13 protein-coding genes are annotated in these 15,535 nt (G+C 54.4%); 6 read left to right on the top strand and 7 right to left on the bottom strand.

Going from position 1 to position 15,535, the window contains the following annotated elements; translation table 11 throughout:
• Positions 1–701: 701 nt before the first annotated feature.
• The 7 genes from ACR0MQ_RS07690 to ACR0MQ_RS07660 form a co-directional block, all read right to left on the bottom strand.
• The gene (locus tag ACR0MQ_RS07690) at positions 702–1,958 is read right to left on the bottom strand and encodes an adenylate/guanylate cyclase domain-containing protein (protein ID WP_480607096.1); all 1,257 of its coding nucleotides are present in this window, start codon (positions 1,956–1,958) and stop codon (positions 702–704) included.
• Entirely contained in the window at positions 1,955–2,341 is a 387-nt protein-coding gene (locus tag ACR0MQ_RS07685; protein ID WP_480607093.1) for a response regulator, read from the bottom strand. The genes ACR0MQ_RS07690 and ACR0MQ_RS07685 overlap by 4 nt, the downstream gene beginning before the upstream one ends.
• Positions 2,338–5,922: a PAS-domain containing protein gene (locus tag ACR0MQ_RS07680; protein WP_480607090.1), complete on the bottom strand. Its 3,585-nt coding sequence runs from the start codon at positions 5,920–5,922 to the stop codon at positions 2,338–2,340. The genes ACR0MQ_RS07685 and ACR0MQ_RS07680 overlap by 4 nt, the downstream gene beginning before the upstream one ends.
• 277 nt (positions 5,923–6,199) lie before the next feature.
• Entirely contained in the window at positions 6,200–6,982 is a 783-nt protein-coding gene (locus tag ACR0MQ_RS07675; RefSeq protein WP_480607087.1) for an arginine deiminase family protein, read from the bottom strand.
• 3 nt (positions 6,983–6,985) lie between these two features.
• Positions 6,986–8,590, bottom strand: a complete 1,605-nt coding sequence (locus ACR0MQ_RS07670) for a 5-guanidino-2-oxopentanoate decarboxylase (protein WP_480607085.1) — start codon at positions 8,588–8,590, stop codon at positions 6,986–6,988.
• On the bottom strand, positions 8,587–9,771 hold the full coding sequence (locus ACR0MQ_RS07665) for a pyridoxal phosphate-dependent aminotransferase (protein WP_480607082.1): 1,185 nt from the start codon (positions 9,769–9,771) through the stop codon (positions 8,587–8,589). Before ACR0MQ_RS07665 ends, ACR0MQ_RS07670 begins: the two co-directional genes overlap by 4 nt.
• The gene (locus tag ACR0MQ_RS07660; protein ID WP_480607079.1) at positions 9,768–10,415 is read right to left on the bottom strand and encodes a TetR/AcrR family transcriptional regulator; all 648 of its coding nucleotides are present in this window, start codon (positions 10,413–10,415) and stop codon (positions 9,768–9,770) included. Before ACR0MQ_RS07660 ends, ACR0MQ_RS07665 begins: the two co-directional genes overlap by 4 nt.
• A gap of 93 nt (positions 10,416–10,508) precedes the next feature.
• On the opposite strand from ACR0MQ_RS07660, the gene ACR0MQ_RS07655 reads away from it, so the two are divergent.
• The 6 genes from ACR0MQ_RS07655 to ACR0MQ_RS07630 all read left to right on the top strand — a co-directional run bounded on the left by ACR0MQ_RS07655 (position 10,509) and on the right by ACR0MQ_RS07630 (position 15,533).
• Complete coding sequence (locus ACR0MQ_RS07655; RefSeq protein ID WP_170477817.1) at positions 10,509–11,306, top strand: ATP-binding cassette domain-containing protein; 798 nt, start codon at positions 10,509–10,511, stop codon at positions 11,304–11,306.
• A 38-nt stretch (positions 11,307–11,344) separates the two neighbouring features.
• On the top strand, positions 11,345–12,109 hold the full coding sequence (locus ACR0MQ_RS07650) for a transporter substrate-binding domain-containing protein (RefSeq protein ID WP_170477822.1): 765 nt from the start codon (positions 11,345–11,347) through the stop codon (positions 12,107–12,109).
• 9 nt (positions 12,110–12,118) lie between these two features.
• Positions 12,119–12,865, top strand: a complete 747-nt coding sequence (locus ACR0MQ_RS07645) for an ABC transporter permease (protein WP_480607075.1) — start codon at positions 12,119–12,121, stop codon at positions 12,863–12,865.
• The gene (locus tag ACR0MQ_RS07640; protein ID WP_480607072.1) at positions 12,862–13,623 is read left to right on the top strand and encodes an ABC transporter permease; all 762 of its coding nucleotides are present in this window, start codon (positions 12,862–12,864) and stop codon (positions 13,621–13,623) included. The genes ACR0MQ_RS07645 and ACR0MQ_RS07640 overlap by 4 nt, the downstream gene beginning before the upstream one ends.
• A 150-nt stretch (positions 13,624–13,773) precedes the next feature.
• On the top strand, positions 13,774–14,277 hold the full coding sequence (locus ACR0MQ_RS07635; RefSeq protein ID WP_480607069.1) for a lysophospholipid acyltransferase family protein: 504 nt from the start codon (positions 13,774–13,776) through the stop codon (positions 14,275–14,277).
• A 458-nt stretch (positions 14,278–14,735) separates the two neighbouring features.
• The gene (locus ACR0MQ_RS07630) at positions 14,736–15,533 is read left to right on the top strand and encodes an MBL fold metallo-hydrolase (RefSeq protein ID WP_480607067.1); all 798 of its coding nucleotides are present in this window, start codon (positions 14,736–14,738) and stop codon (positions 15,531–15,533) included.
• The last annotated feature ends 2 nt before the right edge of the window (positions 15,534–15,535 follow it).

Raw genomic sequence — 15,535 nt, 5'->3', positions numbered from 1 at the left:
CGCGCTTGCTGGCTGAACAATCCTACTAAAGTTCGACAGGGAGCCATTCCCTTTAACACCGTGGGCCACGGCGCTACTGCCACTTAGCGAAGGGAACAGGTCCCTTTTGTTTTGCTTAACCATGTTTAACTCATAAAAACTTACTACAGGGTTCATATTTTACCCTACATTAACCCATTGTTAACATCAGAGTATTTTGTGTTTTTTCGCGCATTTGCAGCAATTTTCGAAGACAATGTTGTTGAATGTTTCGATATTGTAGAGCCAGAACTGATCACCCCCCATTGAATTGGTCCGCACCTATAGTTGGGAAACGGAGGATCAAAGATGGGGACCAAGCGAACGAGCGCATTCGGACTGTTGCAACTTTTCGAACTGCGTCGCCAAAGCCAGCTTCGTCCGCATAGCGGTCCCTCAGACAGATCGTAGCGAAAGACCGCACCGAGCCCAAAGTGGTCGTTAATTAGAATTGTGCGTGAAGCTCCGCAGCGAAAGACTGTTAAGAGCGCGAAGTGGTCATGCGCTGTTTAGTAAGCTGTGTGGTATTGCTCGTCTATGAAACGTCGCATAATCGCAGTTCTTGACGCCGATATAGGCAACCCTTTTGTTATTGTTGGGTCAGGGTCGACCGGCTCGCGGCGAGTGTTGGGCAGCCTTATCATGGTTGTTTAGCGGCAATGACGTTGGGACAGGTCTGGCGATCAACCCACTGCTTCAATTTCTGCGCCAGTTTCGCCGGCCAGCAATCGACCAAGGTGAAACAAGATCAAGGGGTCGTCTTCGCACTCGGCCAAAAGCGCCGCAAAGGATTGGCGCGCTTTGGGGTCACTCGCCTCTAGCAGCTCATACGCCGCCTTGTAATCTCTCACTTGATCGGTGTCGACAAGCGCCTCTGACAAGGGTTCATAGCAGGTCACCGCTTGCGTTTTGCCTTTCAGCAAGAGTCTTCCAATTGGTCGGCCAGAGAAGTTGTCGATCCCCTTGGCAACACTTTCCGAAGTGCAGATGCGCGTCCCTATCGTCTTGTTGGCCTGTTCCAGCCTTGCCGCAGTGTTCACAGCATCGCCATACGCTGTATAGTCGAAATAGCTCTTGCCGCCGAAATTGCCAATGATCGCATCGCCGCTGTTCACACCTATGCGCGTGTCTCCCAACGCGATGCCGCGATCCAGTAGTTTCTTCTGAAAACCTTGGGCAAATTCGTCGAGCGCCAAGGCGCAGGCCACCGCGTGCGCGGCATGTTCCGGGTCGTCAACTGGCGCACCGAATATTACTTGGATGGCGTCGCCTATGATTTTCATGACTGTTCCGCCGTGCGAAAAGATTGTTCGGGTCATGCCATCTAGGTATTCGTTGAGAATTTCGACGATCAGGTCGGAATCCGAGCTTTCTACCAGCTGAGTGAAATCGGCCAGATCAGTAAATAGAAAGGTTGCTACGCGGCGCTCGCCCTTGGCCTCTATTGCCTCTGGATCACGCGACAACGTCTCAACCACCGTAGGAGAGAAATACCGTGACAGCGTCAATCTCGCTTGCTCAGCTTTATCACGGGCCGTGCGCAATTGGCGGAGCAACTCAAGGTGTTCCAGCGTCTTGGCAATGGTCCGGTCGAGATCTTCGAACTCGATCGGTTTGGTCACGAAATCAAAAGCCCCGCGGTTCATAGCCGCGCGGATATTGTTCATGTCGCCGTAGGCGGAAACCATAACAGTTTGCAGATCAGTTTCCATCTCGCTCAACCGGTCAAGCAAAGTGAGACCATCCATCCTGGGCATGTTTATGTCGGAAAGGACGATATCTATTTTAGGGTTCTCTTCGAGAACTTCGAGGGCGTGTTTGCCGTCATGAGCAAACAATAGATCGAGTTCCCCTTCGCGTACGCGACGCCGAAACTTTTGCGAAATCAACGCTTCAAGGTCGGGCTCGTCATCGACAACAAGAATGCGAGGCGGCGTCACGTCGTATCTCCGACAAATTGTGAGAGCCGCTCTTTCAGTTCAACAAAATCGACGGGCTTGGTCAGGAACTGTTCCGCTCCCAGTTCCCGGACTTTCGCCTCGGTCGCTGCATCACCATAGGCGGTGATCATCATAACCGGTAATTCAGGCCAGCGAGCGCGTAGCTCCTGCAAAAGCTCGATTCCTGACATCCCGGGCATGTTGATGTCCGAAAGCACCAACATCACTTCTTCTTTCGAATGACTTATTGCGTCCAAGGCCGACTCGCCAGACCCGGCAAACCCAAAACTGTAGACTCCTTTTCGTATCTCCCGCCGAAAATTTTGTTGAATCAGGTCTTGTGCGTCGGGTTCGTCATCTACCATCAGAATTTGTCCTGTCATGCTAGGTCCCCCTGAGAATGAACCGGGACCGAAACGACAAAAATTGTGTGATCCCCTGGCTTACTGTCCACAGTCAAAGTTCCACCATGCTGCTTGACGATGGTATCATAGCTCAACGAAAGGCCGAGCCCTGTGCCTTCACCCGCGGGTTTTGTGGTGTAAAATGGTAGAAATATTTTCTCCCTCATTTCTTCTGGAATGCCCGTACCATTATCGCGAATAGTGACGTTGACGCGGTCACCATTGGCTCGCGTCGATAGCCAGATCGTCGGTGAAAAGTCACTTTCTTCCGCGTCTTTACGTTTGTTGGCCGCATACATGCCGTTGCTGATGAGGTTAAGAAAAACACGCATCAAATCCTGCGGATAGCAATCGATTTGGCCAACGTCGGGATCAATGTCGGCTCGTATTTCGACATTGAAACTGGAATCCTCCGCCCGAGCACCGTGATAGGCAAGGTTCAGCGCTTCTTCTGCGATTGGGTTTAGTGCAACACGTTGCAACTCGCTTGGCCCCTCACGGGAATGCAGAAGCATGTTTTTAACGATGCTGTCAGCACGTTGACCGTGTTGGTTTATCTTGCCTAAGTTGCCGCGTACTGTCTGCCATAGGTCCTTAGCTTCCTCGCGATCCTCTTCCTCCAGAGCCGCGATCGGGTCTTCTAATATCTCGTGCAACTCTTCCAACAACTCGCCAGACAATTTGGCAAAGTTGTTGACGAAATTCAGCGGGTTCTTGATCTCGTGGGCAATGCCGGCAGTAAGTTGGCCTAGGCTGGCCATCTTCTCGGACTGGATGAGCCGTTCTTGGGCTTGCCGCAGATCGTTGAGGGCTTGTTCAGCCGCATCACGCGCTTTGGAAATCTCTGCTTCACGCCGTTTTAGTTCGGTGATATCGAAATAGGTCAGCATGCGACCGCCATCCGGCAGGTCCACACATTGGAAACTCAACGTCATGCCATCAGCCCGACACAACTCGCCCGGTGGCATGTTTCCTGCCCGTATTGCCTCGACCCGCATGGACAGCCAGTCATCCCAGTCCTTCGGCGCAACATCATAGACTCCTGTGCCCTTGTTGTACTCTATCAGTTCCTGCATTGTTGGGCGCTGGTCGATGAATTTCTGATCGATGTTCCAAATTCGCGCAAATGCCCGATTTATTATACGCGCACGTAAATCCGGTCCCATGAACAGAATTCCATAGTCGACGTGATCGATGACCGCGTTAAATTCTGCCAGTGCCGCTTTCAGTGCTTCGTCAGCGAGTTTGCGGTCCGTAATGTCAGTGTAAGTTGCAACTAGGCCGCCACCTTGGATAGGGTTGCCGATAATCTCAATCACCGTACCATCAGGACGAATACGCTCAAATTTGTGCGGTAAGAATTTTGCGGCCAGTTCCACCCGCTCGCGCACTTGAGTATCAATGTCGCCCGGCCCATATTCCCCTCGTTCAGCATTGAACCGAAATGCCTCTTCCATTGTGAATCCGGGGCGAAAGCGTTCGCGAGGAAACTCCATGAGGTCGAGGAATTTCGAATTCAACGCAATTGTGCGCAGCTCTTTATCCACCAGCGTAATCCCCTGGCCCATGTTCTCCATTGTTAACTCGAGGATCGCTGATTGTTGTTCGATCTCCAGCTGTTTGGTCTTCAGTTCGGTAATGTCGGTATAGATCGAGACGATGCCACCATCCGAAGTGCGGTGATCCGTAATCTGCAGCCAGTACCCGGCGACTAGCTGTTCGCGTGGTTCGCCCGAGGCTTTCTTGCGTTTTTCGGCAATTCTCTCAAGATACCCTTCTACTTCTCCTTCGGAAAGTGGAAATAGGCCGCGCTTGATGCCGGCACCGATGATCTCTTCGAATTTCACGCCGGGTACGACCTTGTCGGCGAGTTCGCTCATGTAGGTGCGGTAGCGCTCATTACATACAACCAGCCGATCCTCGGCATCCCACAATGCAAAACCAGACGAAATCGCTTCAATTGCGTCTTCAAACCGCTGCCGTGCGGCCTGCGCATCTGCCTCCCTGCGTTTGAATTCGGTTATGTCGTTGTAAACCATGATGCGGCCACCATCAGGCAGGCGACGTTCGTTGAGCATGATCCACACACCGTTGCCCAACTCTAGTTCCCAGTTCGCCTTTGGCTTCTCCCAAGCGACGCGGCGGGCAGCGATCCAACCGTCAACGCCGTCTGGATGTTCGGTAAACATCCCAAGCTCATAGCCGTTGCGGATCATGTCGAAGAATTCGCGGCCCTCATAAATTAGGTTGCTCAAATCGGCGCCGCCAGCGGCGTCGCTGAAGATCTGGACGTAGCGGTCGTTGAATAACTCGACGCGATTTTCAGGTCCCACCAAAAGCAAACCATCGGCGATCGTTTCAATTGCTCCGAGTAGCCGACCTTCAATTCGGGCAATTCGTTCCCGTGCATCCCGGATTTCAGTTATGTCGCGCACGGCACCGACAAGCCGGACGACCCGGCCTTCGGCGTTTCGCACACCAACGCCTCGGTCGTGAACCCAACGGTAACCGCCATCACGCGCCCTCTGCCGGTAGTCACATTCAACAGCATCAGTCTCGCCCTTGAAATGGTTAACGATTGCCTTGACATAAGCGTCGTAATCATCCGGGTGGATCTGCTCGGCCCATCGTGCCGAAGACGAATTGGCCTCGTCCAAACTGAGTAGATCGTTCAGGTCAGCAGAGACAAACAGAACATCATTGGTCACGTCCCAATCATAAATTCCATCGCTGGTAGCTTGAGTGACCAACTGGTATCGTTCCTCACTTGCGGCAAGGGCTGCATCCCGTTCAATCTTGGGTGTAATGTCCCGAATTGCGGCCACCATACGCGTCGCGTAGCCGTTAGTGTCGCGAATCGAGGTGCCGTGATCCGATACCCAGCGCCACTTTCCGCTAGCTACTTTGAGTCGGTACTCACATTCCCATCGTTTCTTCTCGCCGGATATATGCGCCTCCAACTCTGACAAGTAAGAGGGCAAATCGTCGGGATGAATAATGTCTTGCCATACCCACGTTCTCTCCCCCTTAGGACCGGTCTCAAGCCCTAGGAAAGTCTCAAGTCGTGGGGACGCATAAAACTGGTCGTCGGTAATGTGCCAATCGTAGATTGCCTCTTCCGCAGCGTCTGAAACAAGCGCGTAGCGCTCCTCACTTTCTCGCAATGCTCTTTCTGCTTTTCGTTCGGCGGTGCGGTCCTGATAGGTGACCATCGTTCCTCCAGAGGCCGTTCTGCGATAGCTGATCGCTAGAATCTGCCCGTCTGCCATCTCATGCTCGAGCGCGCGCTCACCAGAGGCACCAATCTCATTCATTCGATCGGCCACTAGCCGATCAGTTTTGCCCGCGCCAAAATCTCCGCGTTCGGCGTTGAAATGCAGCAAATCTTCTAGACTAACACCACGGCGGCAGAGCTCTTGTGGGTAGCGTCGCATCTCGCGAAATGCGGGGTTGCAGTAAACCAGTCGGAGTGCGTCATCGAATATGCCGACACCAACATCCAGAAGCGCTATACCTTCTTCGTACCTGTCTGCTTGGCTTTTCTGGTCAGCGCCATTCATATCGCGTTCCCCCCCCTGGAGAAGAATGACTGAGTCAAAGAGTTGAGTCAAAAAACAACCGTAGAAGCTTGGTTTTAGAGAACACGAGCTATTGTAGAAAGTTCTTGCAATTCAAAGGGTGACGTAGCTTGCCGCTCCAGAGCTTACCAAGCCGACCAACCCGTTCCACCAGCCTTTAGGTCACGTGCGTTAGACGGAAACAGGTGCGGCGCGCATGCGGACAGCCTCGGCACTCCAGCTGAACTCGGTTATTATGCCTGATGATCCTTCGTTGCCATCAAAACCTCAGAGACAGGCATGACATGCCGCCATCCAACTTGGCGCAATCGGTGTTGTCGATTTGGACGACCTCATACCCAGCCTTGTCCAAAACATCTGCAGTGCGCGGGAAACCGGCCGCCATGAGCACCAGATTGTTGAAACGTATTGCATTGGCGGACGCTTCTTCACCGTCGGCAACATGCAGAACCCGGTAACCTTTAAAGCACCCGGACGCATCCAATCGCTTGGTTGAAAGGATGGTCTCGGCATCCATCAGCGAACAATCTGTCTTGAAATGCAACACGCCTTCAGGCGTAAATACCTCGCGCAAAGCATGGCCCCACTCATTGGCGATTTCCGCCAGCTCGGCCACTCCTGCAGCGTCGGTTCGATCCGAGCGGCCGACCAGAATCTCCTTTCCGGTCACCAGGATGTCGCCTCCTTCGATATGGCCGGGACCTTTGATCTCGCGGACGTCGTTGTAACAGGCACGGATCGTCGACGATATCTCTGCCACCTCGCCTAGGCGGGAGGGCGCGCCAGGTCGCATCAGTATAGCACCTTGCGGTAGGCACAGCGCAGTGTCCTCGACGAACTGGGCGTCCGGGTACGCTTCAAGTGGATCAAGCTCGATGACTTCTGCTCCGGTGCTAAGCAGAGCGCTTACATAGGCCGCATGCGCCGCCAGCATACCGTCCAGGCTAGGATTGCCGATGTCCTCGGCACGCAGGCCTTCTGCAATAGTCGAGGCGGGCTTGCGAGTTATGGCACGGGTAAATTCAAAGGTGGGATTTCGCATGAGTCACTCCTGATCCGGACGGCGCCCGGCAATATCAATTTCCAGAATCGAGGGGCCATTTTGGGCATTGGCTTCCGTCAATGCAGCTGCAACAGCTATTGGGTTTTGCCGAACGCGCTTGTAGGGGACGCCAAACGCGGCAGCGGTGGCCGCAAAGTCAGGTGGGGTTGGGTCGCAACCGATCACCTCGACGCCCACGTCTTCCATGGAAGTAGCGATCTCGCCATAGCCATGATTGTTCCAAAGAACAAAGGTAATGCGTAGATTTTGGTCCACTGCGGTCATGATCTCGGGCAGTGAGAATTGGGCACCTCCGTCTCCAGCGATGCAAATCACTGACGCCTCAGGGTCGGCAATCGCGGCACCGATGGCGGCCGGAATACCATAGCCAAGCGCTCCGTATCCAGTGGCCGCATTGAACCAACCGCCGGGACGGTCGTGGTCATAGTAGAGGTTGCCCGCATAGATCGGCTGAGTAGAGTCTCCTACAATAAACGCATTCGGGACTGCTGCGCGTATGGCCGCCAGAATCCCGACTTGAGCGCGGTAGTCCGAACCTATCTCTTCGAACGCCGCAGCGCGGGTTCTTTTCGCGCGATCCATTCCATCTCGCTGGTTGGATTTTCCGGGCAATGCCGACAGCAAAGACGAAATAGCCTGATCGGTGTCACCCTCTATGGCTATTGCGGCTTCGTGAAGGGTCAGTTGATCCGGGCAAATATCCACTCGTATGAGCCCCGACATAGATGCCATACCTCCCGTGGCATACATATCATAGTCCGTTGGGCCCAACTCGGTTCCCAAGGCGAGGACGCAATCGGCATCTTCGATCAATGTCCGGACCGCTTTTAAGCTCGGACTAGCGGGGACAGTCAGTGGGTGTCCATGCATCAAACCGCGCGCATTTACGGTTTGTACGACAGGTGCATCGAGCCACTCTGCCAGAGTTTGTAGATCTTCTCTGGTCATTTTCGCTCCGCCACCGGCCAAGATGACGACTTTTCGCGCGGCCGACAGCCGGTCAACAGCTTGTTGGACTAAGTCACTGTCCAGTGCCTGATGAGGATGATCTTTCGAAGGCAGTGCGCTTTCAGCGGCTAACCCTGCTATATCCAATGGGATTTGGATATGGGTGGGGCCCGGGCGTCCAGCGGAATAGGGTGCAAACGAGCGATCCAATGCAGCTGTCAGATCACCGGGCTGGTCCACATGTTCGGACACCAGCGCAACAGTCTTGGCGAGCGTGTGTTGGTTGGGCAGTTCATGCAAGTGTCCAAGACCCTTGTTTAGCGTGCTCTTCTCGTTGACGCCGGAAACCACCAGCATCGGAACGGAATCCGCCCGGGCCTGCGCCATCGGCGTCAGTGTATTTGTAAGGCCGGGTCCTGTAATCACAAAGGCAACGCCCGGCTTGCCTGAGACACGCGCATAGCCGTCAGCCATAAAACCTGCACCTTGCTCGTGCCTTGGGGTCACATGCTGAATGCCCGAGGCAGCAAGACCGCGGTAGAGCTCAACGGTGTGCACGCCGGGAATGCCAAACACACAAGACACGCCCCTTTGCTTCAACTCGGCGACCAGTGCCTCGCCCACTGTTTGGTTGGTCATGCGACATTCCGTTTGTTGAGGTTTGCATGGGCGACGATACGGTCTAGCGCAGTCGCGAAATGGCTGTCGTCGATGGTGAGGGCGACCCGAACCCAGTCCTTGAGGCTTTCACCAAAGGCAGAGCCAGGCATCACCGAAACGCCGTATTCCAGTAGGTCCCAGGCATAGGCGTCACCATTCATTCCGATGCCCGACACCTTGACCAGTGCGAACATGCCGGCATCCGGTTGGTGGACGGTCAGTGGCGTTTCACTATGAAGACGGTGCTCCAGAACAGAGGCACGGGCTGAAAAACGGGACGCCATACCTGCAGCAACCGAAGATCCGTCTCGCACAGCTTTTTCAGTCATGTCTGCGATGAAGGGCTGGTTGCCAAACAGCATCGTTTCCGAAACCGGCAGCAACGCTGTGCAAAACGCGGCGGGACCTACGCACCAACCGCTGCGAAACCCAGGGGCCGCGTGAGATTTGGAAATCGACGAGACCGCGATGACCCTATCGACCAGTTCAGGCTCCGAAAGCGGGGAAACAAATTTTACCCCTTCAAACACCAGATGCTCATACACTTCGTCTGAGATGATCCAGAGGTCGTGCTTGATCGCAAGTTCGCCGATTTGCCGCACTTCTTCCGCAGTCAGGATTGCACCCGTAGGATTGTGCGGAGTTGTCAGAAGTATGGCGCGGCTGCGCGATGTGATACGGGCGGCGATGTCCTTGGCCTGCAATCGAAAGCCGTTTTCCGGGCGGAGCGGCACCGTTACTGGCTCGGCGCCGGATGCTCGGATAACGCCCTCGTATGTGGCATACATCGGGTCACCGACCAACACTTCGGAACCTGCTTCGGCAACGCCTTGCATCACCGTAAAAAGCGCGGTCTGCGTGCCGGGAAAACAGAGAATGTTCTCAGGCAAAAACTGCCGCCCGCGGCTTTGGGTGTACGATTCGGCTAAGGCTTCGCAAAGCCTGGCCTCTCCGCGGCCGTTGGAATATCCTGTACGGCCCGATTGCATCGCCAATGCTGCAGCGTCGCAGAGTTCTGACGGCGTTCGTACGTCTGGTTCGCCGATCGTCATTTCCACCAGATCTGCGCCTGCTTCGACCATTGCTCGCGCCTTCAGGTGTACTTCCCACTTGCCGCCGCCCAATCCGGCCAGCCGTTCGGTAATTGCTGTCAGCCTCATTGGGGCTCGCTCTCCTGTGTTAGATCCACATCGATAATGGCGGAAACGGATTGCAGCCCTATTTCCACCAGCTCACCTTGCTCAAAAGCATCGGGTAATGCGCCGCCCTCCAGCCACAGGCCGTCGATGACCGCATTGCAAGCAATAGCCAATTGCCGCAACTGGACAGGGGCTGCCGAGCGGTTCGCTTCTTTCAGCGAGGCAGCGATCAGCCCTTCAAGCTGGTCCCGAAAGTAAGCGTATGTCCGTTCGTGCGTCGCCTTCATCTGCTGGTCCTGCTGCACCTTGTTCAGAAAACTGGCCCAAAGAGCGATAGCGCGGGGGTCGACAACTGGGGGCATCAACGACGCCTTCACGAAAGTTGCTAATCTGGCTTGGGCACTGGCCGCAGCATCGTTTGCAGGTGCGAATGTTTGATCGGTCATCGTGTTCATGTGGTGCTCATACGCGGCGACGATCAGCTCCTCCTTCGAGTTGAAATAATGTCGGATCAGCCCCTGCGTAACATCTGCGCGGTCTGCGATTCCCCGGACAGTGGCACCACGCACGCCTTGTTCGGCCACCAAATCAAGCGTCGCGAGAATCAGTGCATGCTGCCGGGATTCGGCCGACTCACGCTTAAATTTCTTGCGGTCTTCGCTCACGATCGGTCCTTTTTTGCGGATGCCATAATTATACACTTGCATAATTACTGTGCTCGCGGCTTACTGCAATCAGAAAGTTGGGGTCAAAGAAAAATGGACACAGCCGCCACTGACGCAGTTGTTCAATTACCGGATACGCGCCGAGAGGCGATCCAAGTTGAAGATTTGCACAAGTCTTTTGGAAATCTCGAGGTGCTGAAAGGCGTGGACCTCACCGCGCACCAAGGTGATGTCGTGGCGATCATTGGTGGTTCGGGGTCTGGAAAATCGACCATGCTACGGTGCATCAACTTCCTTGAGACACCGACCTCCGGCAAAATCATAATCGGTGGCGAGGAAGTGGCGATGCGGGCAGATGGCAGCCCGGCGAGCCAGAAGCAGATCGAGCGAATTCGGGCAAAACTGGCGATGGTGTTCCAACAGTTCAACCTATGGACCCACCGAACGCTTTTGGAGAATGTGATCGAGGTTCCGGTACATGTGTTGAAGGTACCAAAACCCGAGGCGATCGAACGAGCGCGCGAATTGCTGGTCAGAGTAGGTTTGGGCGGTAAAGAGGACACGTTTCCCGCTTATCTGTCCGGTGGCCAACAGCAGAGGGCAGCTATCGCCCGAGCGCTAGCGGTAGATCCTTCTGCCATGCTCTTTGACGAACCAACATCCGCTCTGGATCCAGAACTTGTGGGCGAAGTGCTGACGGTGATCCGCGATCTGGCTGCCGAAGGGCGTACTATGCTATTGGTCACCCATGAGATGAAGTTCGCGCGCGAAGTGGCGAACCATGTCGTCTACCTCTACCAAGGGCGTATTGAAGAGCAGGGACCACCTGCAGACCTCTTTGGAAATCCGCAATCAGAACGACTGAAGCAATTCCTCAGATCAGTCGGATAGCACCAATAAACTTAATAAAACCAACCGGGAGAACCCTAATGAAATTGAAAGCACTTTTGACTGCAGCGACTGCCGCAGCCGTCCTAACTGCAAGCGCGGCCGCAGCTGAACAAGTTAAGATCGGCATCGCCGCCGAACCTTATCCTCCATTTGCGTCACCGGACAGCTCGGGCAATTGGGTCGGATGGGAGATCGAGGTGATCAATGCCGTCTGCGCCGCAGCCGAGCTTGACTGCGTAATCACCCCTGTTGCCTGGGACGGTATCATTCCGTCGCTGACAGGCCAGCAGATCGACGCGATCATGGCTTCGATGTCGATCACCGAAGAGCGGCTGAAAACTATCGACTTCAGCGACGCGTATTACAACACACCCGCAGTGATCGTGGCTGACAAGTCGATGGATATCGAGCCCACCGCAGAGTCCCTTGCTGGTAAGATCATCGGGATCCAAGCCTCGACCATCCACCAGGCCTATGCCCAGGAATACTTCAAAGATTCAGAGCTAAAAGTCTATCAGACTCAGGATGAGGCCAACCAAGACCTTTTCGCGGGTCGCATCGATGCTACTCAGGCGGACAGCATTGCCATGGCGGATTTTGTGAATTCGGACAATGGCAGCTGTTGCGAAATCAAAGGTGCTGTCGCGGATGATCCGGCAATCTTGGGCCGTGGCGTCGGTGCAGGCGTGCGCAAGGGCGACACCGAACTTCTTGAAGCGCTTAACAAGGGGATCGCAGCGATCCTTGCCGATGGGACCCACGAGAAAATCACCGCGGGTTATTTCACCACCAGCATCTACTAAGGCGTTGCTGTGACCGGACTGTTAGAGACACTGGGCCTTGGCACCAGCATGGAGTTGCTGTCGCTGTCCAGTTGGGGTGGCAACCTGTTGCGCGGGCTTGCCAATTCCCTGCAAATCGCCTTCGGCGCATTTGGAATGGGGCTGGTTATCGGGCTGTTCGGTGCCTACGGAAAACTCTACGGCGGGAAGGTCACGCGTGACCTTCTTGCCATCTATACGACTGTGATCAGGGCTGTGCCTGAACTGGTGCTGATCCTGATCCTTTATTATGTCGGCAGTGATATCATCAACAAAATCTCTGAGGCGGTCGGAGGCGGCCGGGTTGAGATCAACGGTGTCGCCGCCGGTATTTGGGTGCTGGGCGTTGTACAAGGGGCCTATGCCACCGAGGTTCTGCGTGGAGCCATAAAGGCGGTGCCCGTCGGGCAGATCGAGGCGGCGAAGTCCTATGGAATGCCCGCCTTCATGATCATGCGTCGGGTGACCATACCAGCAATGATGGGCTTTGCAGTGCCCGGGCTGGCCAATCTGTGGCTTATCGCCACCAAAGACACGGCCTTGCTTGCTGTCGTCGGGTTCAGTGAGTTGACGCTGGAAACACGGCAAGCGGCTAGCAGTACCCGTGCTTATTTCACCTTCTTTTTGGCTGCAGGCTTCTTATACCTGATGGTCACCCTTTTTTCAGGGGTCGTTTTTGCGCGCATCGAGAAATGGGCGTGGCGTGGTCAACCTTCGTTGAAGGGGGACTCGGCATGATCACCGTGAAAGCCCTTATGCAACCGCACCGTATCGTCATGATGCTGCTTTTTGCAGCGTTGGTGATCTGGTCTGCGTTCTCGCTGCGTTGGGATTGGATTCCAAAATATGCCCCTTTGGCGTTGCAGGGTCTCTGGACAACAACCTGGCTCTTGGTGGTCACAACCGTATTAGGCTTTCTAATGGCTGTGCCTCTGGGATTGGCGCAGGCGGTGGGCCCATGGTACTTGGCCATGCCCGCCCGCGTGTTCTGCACGATAATTCGAGGCACACCACTGCTGTTGCAGATCTGGTTGCTATACTACGGGCTTGGTTCGTTATTTCCGCAGTTTCCCTGGATACGGTCGTCTGAGCTTTGGCCCTACCTGCGTCAGGCTTGGCCCTACGCCGTCCTAGCGCTGACACTGTCCTTTGCAGGATACGAGGGCGAGGTTATGCGTGGCGCGTTCTCAGGTGTGGCAAAGGGCCAGTTGGAGGCTGCAAAATCTTTCGGGATGCCACGTTTCACAATGTTCCGCCGGGTCTGGCTGCCCCAAGCCGTACGTAATGTTCTGCCAACTTTAGGTGGAGAAACCATCTTGCAACTCAAAGCAACGCCACTCGTAGCAACGATCACAGTGGTCGAGATATATGCGGTTTCGTCCCGAGTTCGAGCAGACACATTTATTGTCTATGAGCCCCTGCTATTGCTGGCATTGGTTTACATGGTCATTGCCGGTTTGATTGCATTGGCCTTCCGACGATTTGAGGAAGTTTGAAATATTGGCAGTAGTGCTTACGTATGGTCGATAGGTGCATTGGGTCAGAAATGCTTGATGTTTGGGTCAGATATGAATGACGTGATGTACTCATTTCTTGAGGTTTTGGCCATCGATTAAGTCAAAGATCTGTGACGTTCCACAATTATCGTGATCAACCACCCTAGCCACCTGGATGGTGTCGCTCTGATGGACGTGGTGTCCGACGCCAAGTGGATCACCTTCGCCGCTAAAAAGGAACTTTGCGACGCGGTTATCCTACGCCACGGGTTCAAGGGTGCAGGGCTGGTGAAGATTGACCGGAAAAGTGGCAATGTGGCGATCGAAACACTCACTGCTGCCGTTCAAGCCATGCCCGCGCGCCGTTCTGTCGTGCTTTTCCCAGAGGGTAAGCGCACTAACTCCGAAAGCCTCGGCAAGTTCAAGTCAGGAGCTATTATAGTCGCGCGAACCACCGGCCGAACAATACGACCCATCGTAATTCACGCATCCGACAGACGCATGCCGCGCGGCAAACACTTGCCCAAAAGCGGAACGATCCGGGTCGAGGTATTGCCGTCATTTAAATGCGATCACTCCGCTTCAGTGGACGAAGATGTCGCTCACCTGCGAAGCGCCATGATGGCCGTTTTCGACGCCGGATTGTGTAGGTAGGTATGTGGTTCTTCGTTGCTCCTGCGACTACAATAGCAAGACAAAGGTCCGCTCTGGGCTCGAAGCAGGCGTTCGCAGCAGTTGGCATGAAGGACTGAATTGCGGACAGAGCAGACATCGAGCGATGAGCAAATTGCATAGGACATGACGCCTGTATACGGCACCACCGCAAGGCGAATGACATTGAAGCTGGTCTTGAGGTGCTTAATTGGCGATTTTTATTTCATAGAGTAAATGCTGCGAAAGCCCCTGCCCGCCGCAACTCTAGTTCTTCTGGAAAGACCCCACCTTACGTCATTTACAAATTAATATATTCATTTTATTGATTGTTAATGGATCGAAATGAGTTTTCACGACGCAGATTCTTGTATGGCGCCACGTGTATCGCAGCGCTTGGAGTTCAATCCAAGATCGGGTGGGCAGAGTTACAACTCGGTGCTTCGGCTCGGATTACAACCATGTCAGATGGGTACCTGTCATTGCCTTCGGAAATGGTCTTTAGCGCCATGCCGAAGGAAGAGCTCAGGCAGCTTTTGGATAACTACAAGGTGGACGCGACCAAGTACGAGCCAGAGTGCAACGTGGCAATTTATCAAGATGATCAAAACTCCGTGCTGTTCGATGTGGGAGCCGGGCCAGATTTCATGCCCACTTCTGGTAAGCTTCTGGAGGCTCTTGAAACAACCGACCTGTCGCCCGAAGACATCTCGCACGTGATCTTCACCCATGCGCACCCGGATCACATTTGGGGCGTTTTGGATGATTTCGGCGACCTTCTGTTCCCCAACGCCACGCATCACTTTGGCCGTAATGAGTGGGATTATTGGTGGAACCCCTCAACGGTGGATACCATTGGAGAAGATCGCGCTGCGTTCGCAGTAGGCGCAAAACGGCGTATGGAAGCAATTGAGGATCAGGTCGCGTTCTTTGACGACGGGCAAGAGATCCTTCCCGGTATTGCCGCACGCGCGAGCTTTGGACACACTCCCGGTCACATGGCGTTTGAAATTCGCAGCGGGGGTGAATCCGTGATGATTGTCGGCGACGCGCTGGGAAATCCACACGTAGCTTTTGAACGCCCCGACTGGCACAGCGGCACGGATCAGGATCCGCAGGCGGCGGCAGCAACTCGGAATTCACTGCTGGATCAGATTTCACACGAGCAAATGAAAATAATTGGTTTCCACCTGCCGAATGGTGGAATCGGCCGGATCGAGAAGACTGGGTCTGCTTATAAGTTCATTGGAAAACAATAATG

It is taken from the genome of Ruegeria sp. AN6, from assembly GCF_056540425.1.
Note: the sequence above shows the minus strand (reverse complement) of the source record. Positions and strands in the feature narration are given on the sequence as shown.